The sequence below is a fragment of the Streptomyces sp. NBC_01335 genome, from assembly GCF_035953295.1.
Lineage (GTDB): Bacteria > Actinomycetota > Actinomycetes > Streptomycetales > Streptomycetaceae > Streptomyces.
The window spans coordinates 1,319,221-1,335,622 of sequence record NZ_CP108370.1 but is presented as its reverse complement, the minus strand read 5'-3'; the positions used below and the strand labels follow the sequence as shown (position 1 = coordinate 1,335,622).

The 16,402-nt window shown below is 71.3% G+C and carries 14 protein-coding genes; 13 read left to right on the top strand and 1 reads right to left on the bottom strand.

Features of this window, described 5'->3' with window-relative positions:
* Positions 1-330 precede the first annotated feature (330 nt).
* The 9 genes from infC (at position 331) to OG599_RS05420 (ending at position 10,508) form a co-directional block, all read left to right on the top strand.
* Positions 331-1,005 (top strand): translation initiation factor IF-3, encoded by a 675-nt coding sequence (gene infC, locus OG599_RS05460; protein WP_327179929.1) that lies wholly within the window; start codon positions 331-333, stop codon positions 1,003-1,005.
* 119 nt (positions 1,006-1,124) lie between these two features.
* On the top strand, positions 1,125-1,319 hold the full coding sequence (gene rpmI / locus OG599_RS05455; RefSeq protein WP_266702544.1) for a 50S ribosomal protein L35: 195 nt from the start codon (positions 1,125-1,127) through the stop codon (positions 1,317-1,319).
* A gap of 114 nt (positions 1,320-1,433) precedes the next feature.
* Complete coding sequence (gene rplT / locus OG599_RS05450) at positions 1,434-1,817, top strand: 50S ribosomal protein L20 (protein ID WP_266702543.1); 384 nt, start codon at positions 1,434-1,436, stop codon at positions 1,815-1,817.
* A 168-nt stretch (positions 1,818-1,985) separates the two neighbouring features.
* The gene (locus OG599_RS05445) at positions 1,986-2,825 is read left to right on the top strand and encodes a TrmH family RNA methyltransferase (protein ID WP_327174800.1); all 840 of its coding nucleotides are present in this window, start codon (positions 1,986-1,988) and stop codon (positions 2,823-2,825) included.
* A 225-nt stretch (positions 2,826-3,050) separates the two neighbouring features.
* Positions 3,051-4,202, top strand: coding sequence for a sensor histidine kinase (locus tag OG599_RS05440; protein ID WP_327174799.1), 1,152 nt, complete (start codon positions 3,051-3,053; stop codon positions 4,200-4,202).
* Positions 4,203-4,404: 202 nt separating this feature from the next.
* A complete protein-coding gene (pheS, locus tag OG599_RS05435) occupies positions 4,405-5,544 on the top strand; it encodes a phenylalanine--tRNA ligase subunit alpha (RefSeq protein ID WP_327174798.1) in 1,140 nt (379 codons plus the stop codon).
* On the top strand, positions 5,544-8,057 hold the full coding sequence (pheT, locus tag OG599_RS05430; RefSeq protein ID WP_327174797.1) for a phenylalanine--tRNA ligase subunit beta: 2,514 nt from the start codon (positions 5,544-5,546) through the stop codon (positions 8,055-8,057). Before pheS ends, pheT begins: the two co-directional genes overlap by 1 nt.
* A 474-nt stretch (positions 8,058-8,531) precedes the next feature.
* The gene (locus OG599_RS05425; protein ID WP_327174796.1) at positions 8,532-9,890 is read left to right on the top strand and encodes a transcriptional regulator; all 1,359 of its coding nucleotides are present in this window, start codon (positions 8,532-8,534) and stop codon (positions 9,888-9,890) included.
* An 87-nt stretch (positions 9,891-9,977) separates the two neighbouring features.
* Entirely contained in the window at positions 9,978-10,508 is a 531-nt protein-coding gene (locus OG599_RS05420; RefSeq protein WP_327174795.1) for an NUDIX hydrolase, read from the top strand.
* Positions 10,509-10,622: 114 nt separating this feature from the next.
* Here OG599_RS05420 and OG599_RS05415 read toward each other — a convergent pair whose 3' ends face one another.
* Positions 10,623-11,483, bottom strand: a complete 861-nt coding sequence (locus tag OG599_RS05415) for a 3-hydroxybutyryl-CoA dehydrogenase (protein WP_327174794.1) — start codon at positions 11,481-11,483, stop codon at positions 10,623-10,625.
* A 197-nt stretch (positions 11,484-11,680) separates the two neighbouring features.
* On the opposite strand from OG599_RS05415, the gene OG599_RS05410 reads away from it, so the two are divergent.
* The 4 genes from OG599_RS05410 (at position 11,681) to OG599_RS05395 (ending at position 16,290) form a co-directional block, all read left to right on the top strand.
* Positions 11,681-12,913: a glycoside hydrolase family 10 protein gene (locus OG599_RS05410; RefSeq protein ID WP_327174793.1), complete on the top strand. Its 1,233-nt coding sequence runs from the start codon at positions 11,681-11,683 to the stop codon at positions 12,911-12,913.
* A gap of 144 nt (positions 12,914-13,057) precedes the next feature.
* Positions 13,058-13,408: a GntR family transcriptional regulator gene (locus OG599_RS05405; protein WP_327174792.1), complete on the top strand. Its 351-nt coding sequence runs from the start codon at positions 13,058-13,060 to the stop codon at positions 13,406-13,408.
* Complete coding sequence (locus OG599_RS05400) at positions 13,405-14,385, top strand: DUF1648 domain-containing protein (RefSeq protein ID WP_327174791.1); 981 nt, start codon at positions 13,405-13,407, stop codon at positions 14,383-14,385. The genes OG599_RS05405 and OG599_RS05400 overlap by 4 nt, the downstream gene beginning before the upstream one ends.
* Positions 14,386-14,955: 570 nt before the next feature.
* Positions 14,956-16,290: a tetratricopeptide repeat protein gene (locus OG599_RS05395; RefSeq protein ID WP_327174790.1), complete on the top strand. Its 1,335-nt coding sequence runs from the start codon at positions 14,956-14,958 to the stop codon at positions 16,288-16,290.
* Positions 16,291-16,402: the final 112 nt, after the last annotated feature.

The window sequence follows — 16,402 nt, the reverse complement described above, 5'->3', positions numbered from 1 at the left end:
ATTAGCGTCGTCGTCCGGTGGCTGCTAACCTTGTGTAACGACCGGCCGGACACCTATGTGCTCGGCCCACAAGTGGAGGCTCCGATCTCCCACCTGGTCGCCCTCAGGGTGACGGGTCACCGGTCAGACGGCCACCATCGTTCCGTACGGACGATGGAGCCGTCCGATGCGCCCCGCGGATTGCACGCGGCGGTGTTCCGGTATTTCCAGGAGCCCCGCCTGTGTTCCCGTCCGGGGCATTTTTCATATCCCGGCGCGGTTGGTCTTGTCGAAAACAGACGTTACGGGGCTGTCCGCCAGGCGGTCCCGTGGTGCTACCTAGGAGGATCCATCAGCGCCGAGCCCCGCATCAACGACAGGATTCGCGTTCCCGAGGTGCGACTTGTCGGACCCAGCGGCGAGCAGGTCGGGATTGTTCCGCTTGCCAAGGCCCTGGAGCTCGCACAGGAGTACGACCTCGACCTGGTCGAGGTGGCGGCGACTGCCCGCCCGCCCGTGTGCAAGCTCATGGACTACGGGAAGTTCAAGTACGAGTCGGCCATGAAGGCCCGTGAGGCGCGCAAGAACCAGGCGCACACGGTCATCAAGGAGATGAAGCTCCGGCCGAAGATCGACCCGCACGACTATGACACCAAGAAGGGTCACGTCGTTCGGTTCCTGAAGCAGGGCGACAAGGTCAAGATCACGATCATGTTCCGTGGTCGTGAGCAGTCCCGCCCGGAGCTCGGCTTCCGCCTGCTCCAGCGTCTCGCTTCGGACGTCGAGGAACTCGGCTTCATCGAGTCCAACCCCAAGCAGGACGGCCGGAACATGATCATGGTTCTGGGCCCGCACAAGAAGAAGACCGAAGCCATGGCGGAGGCCCGCGAGGCGCAGGCCGCCCGCAAGGCCGAGCGCCAGGGCACCACCCAGGACACCGAGTCCGCGGGTGAGTCCGAGGAGCAGGCCGAGGCACCCGCCGAGGCTCCTGCCGAGGCTTCGGCCGAGACACCTTCCGAGGCGTGACCTCGGGGCCGCCACCCAGGCGGCCCCCGGTCCTCCCGGAATCCACAGAGATCTGACGCCCCTGATTTGCGCGGTGCCCGCACCGTGAGGGGCGCCACTGACGAGGAGAGAACGGCGCGATGCCGAAGAACAAGACGCACAGCGGTACCAGCAAGCGCTTCAAGATCACCGGCTCCGGCAAGGTGCTCCGCGAGAAGGCGGGCAAGCGCCACCTCCTGGAGCACAAGTCGTCCAAGAAGACCCGCTCGCTGACCGGCACGGTCGTCGTGGCTCCGGCCGACGCCAAGAAGATCAAGAAGCTTCTCGGCAAGTGAGGTCCTGGCCCCCGGTGAATCCGGGCGGCCGACCTCGATCACACCGGGACCAATTCGTTTCCGGGCTGGGTGCGTCGAAGACATGAACACCAGCCCCGCTACAAGGAGTTAAAAGTGGCACGCGTCAAGCGGGCAGTAAACGCCCACAAGAAGCGCCGGGCGATCCTCGAGGCCGCCAGCGGTTACCGCGGTCAGCGTTCGCGCCTGTACCGCAAGGCCAAGGAGCAGGTCACCCACTCCCTGGTCTACAACTACAACGACCGCAAGAAGCGCAAGGGCGACTTCCGCCAGCTCTGGATCCAGCGCATCAACGCCGCTGCCCGCCAGAACGGCATGACCTACAACCGCCTCATCCAGGGTCTGAAGGCCGCCAACATCGAGGTGGACCGCAAGATCCTGGCCGAGCTCGCGGTCAACGACGCCAACGCGTTCGCCGCCCTCGTCGAGGTCGCGAAGAAGGCCCTCCCGGCCGACGTGAACGCCCCCAAGGCCGCCTGACCCAGGCGTACTTGAAGGTGCTTGACCCGGACCCGCAGGCGCTCGTCGCCTGCGGGTCCGGTGCGTCACACGCCTTCCCGGTGCGTCACACGTCCTCCCGGGGCGCGTGACCCTGATCCGCCGGACACCCCCGAGTCCCGTCGCACGCAGAGAGGCCCGCCGCCGACCATGGGCATCCCCGAACTGATCTCCCCGCGTTCGCCCCGCGTCGCCGCCGCCCGGAGGCTGGCCAAGCGGAACTTCCGCGTCAAGGAGCGCCGGTTCATCGCCGAGGGGCCGCAGGCCGTGCGCGAGGCCGCCGCGCACCGGGGCGCCGACGGCGAACCCACCCTGATCGAGCTGTTCGCCACGGTGGAAGCCGCCGAGCGGTACACGGAGATCATCGACGCCGCCCACGCGGCCGGTGCCCGGGTGCACCTCGCCGACGCGGACGTCCTCGCCGACGTCTCCCAGACCGTCACCCCCCAGGGCCTGATCGGCGTCTGCCACTTCCTGGACTCCCCGTTCGAGGACATCCTCGCCGCGAAGCCCCGCCTGGTGGCCGTACTGGCGAACGTACGCGACCCCGGCAACGCCGGTACGGTGCTGCGCTGCGCCGACGCGGCGGGCGCGGACGCCGTGGTCCTCACCGACGCCTCGGTCGACCTGTACAACCCCAAGTCGGTGCGCGCGTCCGTCGGTTCGCACTTCCACCTGCCGGTCGCGGTCGGCGTACCGGTCGAGCTGGCCGTCCAGGGGCTGCGGGACGCCGGTGCGCGGGTGCTGGCCGCGGACGGGGCCGGTACCGCCGACCTCGACGACGAACTCGACGCCGGCACCATGGGCGGCCCCACCGCCTGGGTCTTCGGCAACGAGGCCTGGGGCCTCCCCGAGGAGACCCGCGCCCTCGCCGACGCGGTGGTCCGGGTGCCCATCCACGGCAAGGCGGAGAGCCTCAACCTCGCCACCGCCGCCGCCGTCTGCCTCTACGCCTCCGCCCGCGCGCAGCGCCCCCGTACGGGTTCCTGACCGTGCCCGCCGACGACCGGCCGTAGCGCCCGCTCGTGCGCCCGCCGCGTTGTCGGGATCACCCCGATACGCCCAGTATCGGGGCGGCCCTCCGCCGTGCGATCGCACGCACCGGACGCCGCCGGGCCCGCCCTTCGGGCGGACGGCGCCACTTTCGACACACGGCCTAGTAGGGTGACGGGCTCGGGGCCCACTGCACCGGTTCGAGAGGTGGGGTACGGGAAAATGGCTGTCGGCATGAGCAGGCCGCGTCGGACGACGACCACCGTCGTCCGCCCCGGGGCGGACGAGGACGCTGCGGGCGGCTCCGCCCCCTCGGACATCCTCCTCGGCGTCGAGCCGGACGACCTGCCGGACGGGCTGGTCGTCGCCGACCGGACCGGGCGCATCGTCTGCTTCAACGCCGCCGCCGTCAAGATCACCTCCGTGGCGAAGGAAACCGCCCTCGGCAGCCGGCTGGAAGAGGCACTGCCCCTCGAAGACCTCAAGGGCCGACGCTGGTGGACCCTGACCGATCCCTACGGCGGCCTCGCCACCCGGGTCGGCCAGCCCGAGCGGAACCTGCTGCTCCCCGGCGGGCGCGAGGTCCTCGTCTCCGCGCGGTACGTCCGCGACCACCCCACCGGACCCGTCCGGCGGGTCGTCGTCCAGCTCCGCTCGACCGAGGCCCGCCGCCGCACCGAGCGCAGCCACTCCGACCTCATCGCGACCGTCGCCCACGAGCTGCGCTCCCCGCTGACCTCCGTCAAGGGGTTCACCGCCACGCTGCTCGCCAAGTGGGAACGTTTCTCCGACGATCAGAAGCGGCTCATGCTGGAGACGGTCGACGCCGACGCCGGCCGCATCACCCGCCTCATCGCCGAGCTGCTGGACATCTCCCGGATCGACTCCGGCCGGCTGGAGCTGCGCCGCCAGCCCGTCGACATCTCCGCCGCCGTCGCCCGCCACGTACAGGCCCTCGTCGCCAGCGGCCAGTCGCCCGACCGCTTCCTCGTCCGCGCCGGCCACCCGCTGCCCGATCTCTGGGCCGACCCCGACAAGATCGACCAGGTACTCGGCAACCTGCTGGAAAACGCGGTGCGCCACGGCGAGGGAACTGTCACCATCGACATCGCACCCGCCCCGGCGGACAACGACGAGACAGGAACGGCGGTCACCGTGAGCGACGAAGGGCCCGGCATCCCCGAGGAGTCGATGGCCCGCGTCTTCACCCGCTTCTGGCGCGGCAGCAAGCGCGGCGGCACCGGCCTCGGCCTCTACATCGTCAAGGGCATCGTCGCCGCCCACGGCGGCACCATCACGGTCGACCGGGCTCCCGGCGGGGGCGCGGAGTTTCGATTTATCCTGCCCGTGAGCACCCCCGCGTACCTGCGATAACCAGGATCGCGCGGAGGGATCGGGCGCCTTCGCACCGCGCGGTGGAGGGCCTCCGAGCAGCCCACGGGCTTCGTACCGCCCCCACGGCCTTTAGACTCGACCTTTGGCACCTTTGCGTCCTCCTGCCGTCGAGCAGGGCCACGGGGGTCTCGGGGTGTCCCCCGATACGGGCAGTATCAGCCAATCGGAAGCACGGGAAGAGATGTCGGCACCGAACAAGTCGTACGACCCAGTCGAGGTCGAGGCACTGAAACCGGAAGAGATCGAGCGCATGCGGGACGAGGCGTTCGCCGCCTTCGCCGCCGCGGGCGACCTCGACGCGCTCGCCCAGGCGAAGACCGCGCACACCGGGGGTACCTCGCCGCTGTCGCTCGCCAACCGCGAGATCGGAGCCCTGCCGCCGCAGGCCAAGGCCGAGGCGGGCAAGCGCGTGGGCCAGGCCCGCGGCGCGGTCTCCAAGGCCCTGGCCGCACGCCAGGCCGAGCTGGAGGCCGAGCGGGACGCCCGGGTGCTCGTCGAGGAGGCCGTGGACGTCACGCTCCCCTACGACCGCGTCCCGGCCGGCGCCCGCCACCCGCTGACGACCATCATGGAGCGCGTCGCCGACGTCTTCGTGGCCATGGGCTACGAGATCGCGGAGGGCCCCGAGGTCGAGGCGGAGTGGTTCAACTTCGACGCCCTCAACTTCGTGCCCGACCACCCGGCCCGCCAGATGCAGGACACCTTCTTCGTCCGCGGTACGACGGCCGACGGCCGTCCCACCGAGGGCGACGAGTCCGGCGTCGTGCTGCGTACCCACACCTCGCCCGTCCAGGCGCGGTCGCTGCTCAGCCGCAAGCCCCCCGTCTACGTGGTCTGCCCCGGCCGGGTCTACCGCACCGACGAGCTCGACGCGACGCACACCCCGGTCTTCCACCAGATCGAGCTGCTCGCGATCGACGAGGGCCTCACCATGGCCGACCTCAAGGGCACCCTGGACCACATGGTGCAGGCGCTCTTCGGCACGGACATGAAGACCCGGCTGCGGCCGAACTACTTCCCGTTCACCGAGCCGTCCGCCGAGATGGACATGGTCTGCTTCGTCTGCCGCGGCGAGTCCGTCGGCAACCCCGACCGCCCCTGCCGCACCTGCGGCAGCGAGGGCTGGATCGAGCTGGGCGGCTGCGGCATGGTCAACCCGAAGGTGCTCGTCGCCTGCGGTGTCGACCCCGAGAAGTACAGCGGATTCGCCTTCGGGTTCGGCATCGAACGGATGCTGATGTTCCGCCACAACGTCGAAGACATGCGAGACCTGGTCGAGGGTGACATCCGGTTCACCCGACCGTTCGGGATGGAGATCTGATGCGCGTCCCGCTTTCCTGGCTGCGGGAATACGTCGACCTGCCGGCTTCCGAGACCGGCCGTGACGTGCAGGCCAAGCTCGTCGACGCCGGCTTCGAGGTCGAGGCCGTCGAGCAGACCGGCGCCGGCCTCACCGGCCCGCTGGTCGTCGGAGAGGTACTGACCATCGAGGAGCTGGAGGGCTTCAAGAAGCCCATCCGCTTCTGCACCGTCGACGTCGGAACCGCCAACGGCACCGGAGAACCGCAGGAGATCGTCTGCGGCGCCCGCAACTTCGCCGTCGGCGACAAGGTCGTCGTGGTCCTCCCCGGCGCCGTCCTGCCCGGCGACTTCGCGATCGCCGCGCGCAAGACGTACGGCAAGACCTCGCACGGCATGATCTGCTCCACCGACGAGCTCGGCATGGGCGACGACGGCACCCACGGCATCATCGTGCTGTCGCCGGAGACCGAGGCGGGCACCGACGCGATCGAGCTGCTCCAGCTCGTCGACGAGGTCCTCGACATCGCCGTCACCCCCGACCGCGGCTACGCCCTGTCGATGCGCGGCATCGCCCGCGAGACCGCCACCGCGTACGGCCTGCCGCTGCGCGACCCGGCGCTGCTCGACGTACCCGCGCCGAACGCGTACGGCTACCCGGTCCGGATCAGTGACCCGTTCGGCTGCCCGCGCTTCACCGCGCGCACCGTCACCGGTCTCGACCCCGAGGCCCGCTCGCCGCTCTGGATGACGCGCCGGCTGCAGAAGGCCGGCATGCGCGCGGTCTCGCTCGCCGTCGACATCACCAACTACGTGATGCTGGAGCTCGGCCAGCCGCTGCACGCCTACGACCGCACCCGCGTCGAAGGCCCCGTCGGCGTCCGCCGCGCCCAGCAGGGCGAGAAGCTCACCACCCTCGACGGTGTCGTCCGCGTCCTGGACGCCGAGGACCTCGTCATCACCGACGACCGCGGCCCCATCGGCCTCGCCGGTGTCATGGGCGGCGCCCACACGGAGATCGCCGACGCCGGCACCGAGACCGCCGCCACCACCGAGGTCGTCGTCGAGGCCGCGCACTTCGACGCGCTCTCGATCGCCCGCACCTCGCGCCGGCACAAGCTGTCCACCGAGGCGTCCAAGCGCTTCGAGCGCGGCGTCGACCCGCAGGCCGCCGCCGCTGCCGCGCAGCGCACGGTCGACCTGCTGGTGCTGCTCGCCGGCGGGACCGCCGAGGCGGGCGTCACCGAGATCACCGCCCCCTCCGCGCCCCGCACCATCGCGATGCCCGCGGACCACCCCAGCCGGGTGGCCGGGGTCGACTACGGCCGCGAGATCGTCGTCCGCCGCCTCCAGGAGGTCGGCTGCGACGTCTACGGGCAGGACGAGCTCCTGGTCACCGTGCCGTCCTGGCGCCCCGACCTGAGCGAGCCGAACGACCTCGCCGAAGAGGTCATCCGGCTGGAGGGTTACGAGAGCCTCCCGTCGACCCTGCCGACCCCGCCGTCGGGCCGCGGTCTCACCGACCGCCAGCGGCTGGGCCGCCGCATCGGCCGGGCCCTGGCCGGCGCCGGTTACGTCGAGGCGCTGAACTACCCGTTCATCGGGAACACCGTCCTCGACCAGCTCGGCCTGGACACCGACGACGCCCGGCGCCGCACGGTCCTCCTCGCCAACCCGCTCTCCGACGAGGAGCCGGCGCTGCGCACCACGCTGCTGCCGGGCCTCCTCGGCGCGCTGCGGCGCAACGACGGCCGCGGCTCCCACGACCTCGCGCTCTTCGAGACCGGGCTGGTCTTCCGGCCGACCGGCCACGAGACGCAGGCCGTCCGGCTCCCGGTGGACCGGCGCCCCTCGGAAGAGGAGATCGCCGCGCTCAACACCTCCCTGCCGCGTCAGCCGCGCCACGCCGCCGTCGTCCTCGCGGGCGCCCGCGAACAGGCCGGCTGGTGGGGCAAGGGCCGCCCGGCGACCTGGGCGGACTCCGTCGAGGCAGCACGCACCCTCGCCCGCGAGGCGGGCGTCGAGGTGACGGTCCGCGCCGACCGGCACGCCCCGTGGCACCCCGGCCGCTGCGCCGCGCTGTACGTCACGGTGAACGGCGAGGAGACCCTCCTCGGACACGCGGGCGAACTCCACCCGCGCGTCGTCAAGGAGCTGCACCTCCCCGAGCGCACCAGCGCGATGGAGATCGAGATCGACGTCCTGGAGCGGGCCGCCGAAGGCGTGCTCCGCGCCCCCCGGATCTCCACCTTCCCGGTGGCGACCCAGGACATCGCGCTGATCGTCCCCACCGACGTCCCGGCCGCCGAGGTCGAGGCGACGCTCCGCGAGGGCGCGGGCGAACTCCTCGAATCGCTCCGGCTGTTCGACGTGTTCACCGGCGACCAGATCGGTGAGGGCCGCAAGTCGCTCGCGTACGCGCTGCGCTTCCGCGCCCCGGACCGCACGCTGACGGTCGACGAGGCGTCGGCCGCCCGCGACGCCGCCGTGGCGCTCGCCGCCGAGCGCAACGGCGCGGTGCTGCGCGGGGCGTGACGCCCGGCGCGGCGGCCGCCGCCGCACGGTGAGGAGGGGCGCATCCGGTGACCGGATGCGCCCCTCCTCCGTCTCGCCGTCCGCGGGGGACCGCACCCGGGCCCGGAGTCGGGACCGGAAGCGTTTCGGCCCCGGCCTCCGTCCCGTGGCCACCCCTCCTGTTCGTTCGGGCAGTGGGACCGTGCGGTCCTGCACCGCCCGCCCTGCCGTGGTGTGTCGGGCAGGCCGGCAGAGCGGGCGGTGCGGACGAGGGCCGTCGGAGCTTTACGAGGGGGAGCCGCGACGACCCGGCCGCGATCCGGCGAGACGCCCAGTCAACCCACGCCCGCCCCCGCGCGGGAGGGCGCACAGGGGGACGGTTCGGGCATTCCGTTCACACCCCGTGTGAATCGGTGCTTGGCTGGAACCTTGCGGCGTACGCGTCCGGTACAGGTCCGACCCACCTGTTCCGGCCCGGCGCGGGAAGGGGGACGCGTGGAGCGCGACCGTACGGAGCCCAACATCCTGCTGGAGTCCCTCGTGGAGGAGGCAGGGGTTTCGCGGGCGGGGCTCGCCGGCCACGTGAACCGGGCCGGCCAGGCCCGGGGACTGCGGCTGCGGTACGAACACACCGCCGTGTCACGCTGGTTGAAGGGCCAGCGCCCGCGCGGTGAGGTACCCGACCTGATCTGCGAGGTCCTCGGGCGGCGCCTCGGGCGCCCCGTCACCCTCGACGACATCGGCATGGGAGCACCGGGCGCACCGGCCGCGCCGTCCCCCGGCACCCCGCTCGCCGGGTTCGTCGAACGGGCCACCGCGCTCTGGCGCGCGGACGGGCAGCACAACCCGCGGCTGACGGGCGTCCCCGCCGTCACCGGGACCGCGGCCGTGATGCCCGTCTGGGAGTGGGAGAACCCGCCCGAGGACATGGACGTCTCCCGCCCCGGCCCCTCCCGCATCGGCCCCGCCGACCTGGAGATCCTGCGCGCCGCCCGCAACCACTACGAGCACCTCTACCGCAAGGCCGGCGGCATCGCCACGAGAGGCCGGGTGGTGGGCTTCCTCAACGCCGGAGCGGCCCCGCTGCTGCACGCCGGCCACGACGACGCCACGGGCCGCCGGCTGCACCGCGCGACCGCCGGACTCGTCGCGCTCGCGGGCATCTGCGCCTACGACTCCGACGCCCACGGACTGGCCCAGCGCTACTTCCACCAGGCGCTGCGCCTCGCCAAGTCGAGCGGCGACCGGGCACTCGGCGGCTATGTGATCGCCCTGCTGGTCAACCAGTCCCTGCACCTGGGGGAGTTCCGCCGCGCGGTCGCCTTCGCCGAGGCGGCGATACGGGCCGCCGGACACCGCATCACCCCGGCGCTCGCCGCGGACCTCCACGCCATGCAGGCCAAGGCGTACGCCCGGCTCGGGGACGACCGGTCCGCCCGCGAGCGCATCGGCCGCGCCGAGGCGCTCGCGGCCCGCATCCTGCCCGGCGCGGAGCCGGAGGAGACCGCCTACGTCCAGCCCGGCCTGGTGGACGTACAGGTCGCCGAGGCCCTGCTCGGCCTGGGCGACCTCACGGCCGCGAGGGAGCACGCGGCCCTGGCCGTACGCGCCCCGGCGCACGACCGGGGGCGCGTGCACCGGCTCGCGATGCTGACCCAGGTGGAGCTGCGCCTCGGGGAGCCCGACCGGGCGGCGCGCACGGCCACGGAGATGGCGGAAAGCGCGCGCGGGGTGGAGTCCCGCAGGCTGCGCGAGCGGATGGGCGCCGTCCGCGACGACCTCGCGGCCAGCAAGAGCGCGGAGGCCGTGCGGGCCGCCGAGGTGATCGCGGGAGCGCTGCGCGTGCCCCTGTGAGCCCCGGCGCATTCGGAAGCGCACGTTCCCTGACCCCGCCGCCCCTGCTGCGATGTTGCCACCGAACGAACGAAAGGTGGCAGACCTGTGCAATGGGCGAACCTGAACGAACAATCCGTCTATGAGAACCGCTGGTTCCGAGTGAACCTCGCGGATGTCCGACTCCCCGACGGCAGGCACCTCGACCACTACGTCATCCGGCTGCGCCCCGTCGCCGCCGCCACCGTCGTCAACGACGCCGACGAGGTCCTGCTGCTCTGGCGGCACCGTTTCATCACCGACAGCTGGGGCTGGGAACTCGCCGCCGGCGTCGTGGAGGACGGCGAGGACATCGCCCGCGCCGCCGCCCGGGAGATGGAGGAGGAGACCGGCTGGCGCCCCGGCCCGCTGCGCCCGCTCATGACGGTGGAGCCCTCCAACGGACTCACCGACGCCCGCCACCACCTCTACTGGGCCGAGGAAGCCCACTGGACCGGCCCGCCCACCGACGGGTTCGAGTCCTCACGCCGGGAGTGGGTGCCCCTCACATCCGTACCCGACCTCATCGCCCGGGGCCGGGTCCCCGCGGCCAACATGGCGGCCGGGCTGCTGATGCTGCACCACCTCAGGCTGGGGTGAGGGCGCCGGACACGACGCAGGGGCGGCCGGTGAGTCCGGCCGCCCCTGCGGGCGGGACCAGGTGGTGGCCGGCGGGCCGTGGTCGGGGCCTTGATCCGCCGGCCACCACCTGGCTCAGGCGTACGGGTAGAACCCCGCCCCCGACTTCCGGCCGAGCCGGCCCGCGTCCACCATGCGCTGGAGCAGCGGGGGAGCGGCGTACAGGGGCTCCTTGTACTCCGCGTACATCGAGTCGGCGACGGACGCCACCGTGTCCAGGCCGATGAGGTCCGCGAGCTTCAGCGGCCCCATCGGGTGGGCGCAGCCCATCTCCATGCCGTTGTCGATGTCCTCGCGGCTGGCGATGCCCGACTCGAACATCCGGATCGCGGAGAGCAGGTACGGGATCAGCAGGGCGTTCACCACGAACCCGGACCGGTCCTGCGCCCGGATCGGGTGCTTGCCCAGCACGTCGCGTACGAGCGCCTCGGCCCGCAGCACGGTCCCCTCGCCCGTCGTCAGGGCGGGAATCAGTTCGACGAGCTTCTGCACCGGCGCCGGGTTGAAGAAGTGGATTCCGATGACCTGGTCCGGCCGGGAGGTGGCCACGGCCAGCTTCACCAGCGGAATGGAGGAGGTGTTGGACGCCAGGATCGCGTCCGGCCGGGTCACCACCTGGTCGAGCACCCGGAAGATCTCCGTCTTGACCTGCTCGTTCTCCACGACGGCCTCGATGACCAGGTCGCGGTCGGCGAACTCGCCGAGGTCGGTGGTGAAGCTGAGCCGGCCCAGGGCCTCGTCCCGCTCCTCGTCGGTGATCTTGCCGCGCTCGGCGGCCTTCGACAGGGAGTTGTGCAGCCGGGTACGCCCTATCTCCAAGGCCTCACCGGTGGTCTCCGCGACCATCACGTCCAGACCGCTGCGCGCGCAGACCTCCGCGATACCTGCGCCCATCTGGCCACAGCCGACCACTCCGACGCGTGCAATGTCGGCCATAGAGTCCGTCACCTCGTGCCTCTCCCTGATCTCCGTATCGCGGGACCCGTGGGTGGCGGTACCCGCTTCGACCTCCAGACGGTACCCGGCGACGCGGCCCAAGTTACCTGCGGGTCATCGACGGTCCGAGAAGGCATGATCTGCGTCACGCAGCCGACCGGAGCGGTGCGGCGGAGCGCGAGAGGAAGGCGGAGAGCATGCGGGGCATGGGCCGGAGGGCATTCGTACTGGGCGCGGCCGGAGTGGTGGCCGCCCTGGCGGCACCGGGTCCGGCGGGGGCGGCGGGACGCGTGTCCCGTGACCGACGTCACCGCGCGGCGACCGGGTTGCGCGGAATGTGGATCGCCATGGTCGCCAACGTCGACTGGCCGTCGGCCACCGGGCTGACGGCGGCCACCCAGCGCAGCGAGCTCGTCGCCCACCTGGACCGGGCCGTCCGGTTCGGCCTCAACGCGGTCGTCCTCCAGGTGCGGCCCAGCGCCGACGCCCTCTGGCCCTCGCCGCACGAGCCCTGGTCGCAGTACCTGACCGGTGTCCAGGGCAAGGCCCCCGGCTGGGACCCGCTCGGCACGGCGGTGACCGAGGCCCACGCCCGGGGCCTCGAACTGCACGCCTGGTTCAACCCGTACCGCGTCTCCAACCAGACCGACCCGAAGAAGCTCGTCGCCACCCACCCCGCCCGGGTCCACCCGGACTGGGTCGTCCCGTACGGCGGGAAGCTCTACTACGACCCCGGGCTGCCGGAGGTCCGCGCCTTCGTCCAGGACGCCATGCTGGACGCCGTCAGCCGGTACGACATCGACGCGGTCCACTGGGACGACTACTTCTACCCGTACCCCGTCTCCGGCCAGACCTTCGACGACGCCGACACCTACGCCGAACACGGCGCCGGCTTCAGCAGCAAGGCGGCCTGGCGCCGCGACAACATCGACCGGCTGGTGAAGGAGACCGCCGACCGGATCAAGGCGATCAAGCCGCACGTCCGCTTCGGCATCAGCCCCTTCGGCGTCTGGCGCAACAAGACGACCGACCCGCTCGGCTCGCCGACCGCCGCCGGGGTGCAGACGTACGACGACCTGTACGCGGACACCCGCAAGTGGATCAAGCAGGGGTGGATCGACTACATCTGCCCCCAGCTGTACTGGAGCATCGGCCAGTCGGGCGCCGACTACGCCCAACTCGTCCCCTGGTGGGCCGAGGTGGTCGAGGGCACCGACGTCGACCTCTACATCGGCGAGGCGCTGTACAAGGCGGGCGACCCCGCCCAGAACTCCGCCTGGCAGAACTCCGCCGAACTCTCCCGCCACCTCACCCTCGCCGAGGACTACCCGGCCGTCGGCGGACACGCCTTCTTCTCCGCGAACAGCGTGAAGGCGGACCGGATCGGCGCCATGGCCCGGGTGGCGGCGGACCACTACGGGGCGGGGTGAGGTTCCTCGACGGGATGGGGTGAGGTTCCTCCGCGGGGTGAGGTGGGGTGGGGCTCTTCCCCGTCCTGATCTCTTCCCCGTCCCGGTTCGCACGCTCGCGCACCCTCCCCCGATCGAGTGCATGGTGCTACTTTCATTAGCACCATGCTGCTGACACTGAACACCGCAGACGCCAGCCCCCTGCACGAGCAGGTGGCGGGGGCGATCCGCCGCGCCATCGCGCAGGGGGAATGCCTGCCGGGCGACCGGCTTCCTCCGGCGCGTGACATGTCGCAGGCGCTGGGCGTGAACGTCAACACGGTTCTGCGCGGCCTCCGGAGCCTTCGGGACCAGGGGGTTCTGGAGTTCCGGCGCGGTCGGGGCGTGACGGTGGCCGCCGGAGCGGACCGGCGCTCCGCGCTGCTGGACCGGGTGGCCGAGCTGGTGGTCGATGCCGCGCGGCTGGGTTACAGCAGGAATGACCTTGTCGAGATGATCAGGGGGACGGCGCAGTGAGCGAGCGCGCGAAGAGCAGGGGCGGTGCCATATGGGGTGCCGTCTGCTGGACTGTCGGGGTCCTGGCGTTGCTGGTGGGCATGGTGCCGGCGGCGAGCGGGCGACTCCCGGAACGGGTGGCGACGCACTGGAACGGGGCAGGGCGGCCCGACGGTGCCATGCCCCTGTGGGCCGCCGCACTCGTCCCCGCGCTGATATGGGCGGTGGCGGTCGTGGGGATCGGGCTCGCGGTGTGGCGTGCGAACGCGCGGCGGGGCGGTGCGGCGCGAGGGTGGGCGGGTGCCACCCTGGTCCCGACGGGTGTCTTCCTGGCCGGAGTTCAGGCGTCGATCGTACGGGCCAACCTCGACCGGGCCGACTGGCATGAGGCCGGCTCGGTGACGGTCGGGACCGTCGGAACTCTCGTGGTGGCGGCCGTGGTCGGGCTGGCCGCCTGGCGGGTGAGCAGCCGGAGGGTCATCGCCCCGGTGGCGACGGAGGACGGCCCGCGCATGGATCTGCCCACCGGGCAACGGCTCATGTGGTTCTCCCGGGCGTCCAACCCGTGGCTCCACGTGTCCGCGGCGCTCGCCGGAGTCGTGGCCCTGGCCACCGTCCTGGTCGCTGCCGTGGGGGTGACGGCCCCGCAGTGGACGCTGATCATGCTGTCCGCGCTCACCTCGGTTCTGTTTCTGGGCTGCGCCTCGGTGCAGGCGACCGTCAGCGAGAAGGGGCTGAAGGTGTCGTTCGGACCGCTCGGCTGGCCGGCGCGCCGCTGGACCCTCCAGGACATCGAGTCGGCCCGGTCCGAGTACCGCAGGCCGACCCAGGTGGGCGGCTGGGGCTACCGACTGAGCGGGCTCGGCACCACGGTGATGCTCCGCGGCGGAGAGTGCCTCGTCATAAGCGCCAGGGGCAAGGACTTCGCGGTGAGCGTGGACGACGCCGAACGGGGCGCCGCGCTGCTGAACTCCCTGGGCGGTCGGCGGTCGGGATGAGCGGCGCCCGGTGGTACCTGACCGGCGCTCCATGGGCGGCCCCAGGACCTCCGGGCTCCCGGGTCGAGATGGTGCCGTCCTCCGGTGTTGTCGGACCGCGTTCGAACCGGTCTCGATCGGCCGGGTCCTCACATGGCCCTGTGGCGGGGGCACCGGCACCGGGGCCAGGCCGACGTGACCTCCGGCACCTTGAGGGGTTTCACCGGGCGCACGGGGCGGATCACCTCGCGGTTGCCTTCACGCCCTACCCGGTACACCCCGATCCTTGTCGTCACGGGCGTTCCCCGGTCACTCGCACCGCGTCCCTGCCTTGCCGCCCGGCCTCGCGGTTCCTTCCGGCCCAGACCCTGAGCAGACGCCGGGCGATGTCGGCTGCCTCCCGCACGTGGGCGTAGGCGCTGAAGCACGGTGTCTCCCGCGTGGGGGCCTTCGCCGCCAGAAGGACGTACGCCCTGCCGATCAGTTCCCGTACGGCCGGGTCGTGGTCGGCGCCCAGATCCTCGCGGACGAGCAGGTTGAGGAACCCGTGACGCGAGGACTTGAAAGCCTTGAAAACAAGGGCGGTTGACTGTGTCTCAGAAGAAGCCGAATGAGGGATTGGCTCGCCTTCTGCGAGAGACCGGCTGGACATACAGCAGCTTCGCCATGGCAGTGAACAGGGCTGGTACGGAGACCGGGCGGCCTACCCGCTACGACGAATCCGCGGTGAAGCACTGGCTTGACGGCACCATGCCGCGCAAAGAGGCCAGGGGCCTGATCCTCGAAGTCTTCTCCCGCCGGTTGTCCCGACCGGTTACCCGTGAGGAGACGGGCTTTCCTCGGCTCCAGGGAGAGGGAACCCCACTCGATACGGTGGAAGGACTCGTCGATCTGGGGAGGCAGGACATGGATCCCTCACGTCGTTCCGTACCGGGTGCGGCACTGTTCTCCGTGGCGCTCACCATTCCGGACTGGCCAGACGTAGTGGGTCGCGCCGAAGCGTTTGCCGCGGGCCAGGTGACCCGTATCGGACGCGGAGAAGTCGAGATGGTCACGCAGATGACGGAGCGGGTCTCCGAGTTGGACGACCAGTTCGGAGGCAGGCATGCCAGGCCGATGGCGGCGGCGTTTCTGGTGAACACCGTCGCCGGTTACCTGCACGCGCAAGCCCCGGACGCGGTGCGGAAAGAGATGATGTCCGCCGCTGCGGACCTCTGCTACCTCACCGGCTACATGGCGGTGGACGAGGGACTTCACGGACTGGCCCAGCGCTACTACCTCAAGGCTCTGGAACTGGCCGGTGCTGCCGACGACCACCTGACCTACTGCACGACACTGCGGGGCATGTCCGTCCAGGTTGTGGATCTCGGGCACGGGCGGCATGCGCTTCGTCTGGCTGACGCTGCCGCAGCTGCCTCACCGCACGCCGGCCCTCGCATGCGGGCCTTCCTGGCAGGCCAGCAGGCGCACGCCGCTGCTCAACTCGGTGAGCGCGACAGTGCTCTTCTCCGTATGAAGGAAGCAGAAAAGGCAATGGACGTAGCTGAATCGCAGGCGAGAGCCTTCGGTTCCTACGACCCGTCCTCGCTGATGTATCACGTGGCCCAGGTGCGGCACGAACTCGGCGACGCTGCCGGAGCAGTTGAGTCCATGCAGGAGTCGAACAGACTTCGGCACAGCCTCTACAGGCGAGCCAAGGTGCGACATCTCGGCCTGACCGCTGAGCGTCAGTTCGCCATCGGGCATCTTGAAGCAGCCGTGGGCACCTGGAACGAGGCTCTGGACGATTACCCGATGGTGCAGTCCGGAAGGTGCGACGATCGCATGCGCGAGATGGTGTCCGTGCTCTCCCCCTACTCTTCGAATCGGCAGGCGAGAGCACTTCTGGAGCGCGCGACCACTGTCGGCGTCCCCGTAGCTGCCTGAGGGGGCACTCTCAGCGTCCGGTGCCGAGCGACGAGCTTACGGCTGCGTTTTGCGCTTTCCGGTTCGGTGCTTGGGCGGACCAGCTCTCTCCGCCGTCTGCGGCGCGGTGCCG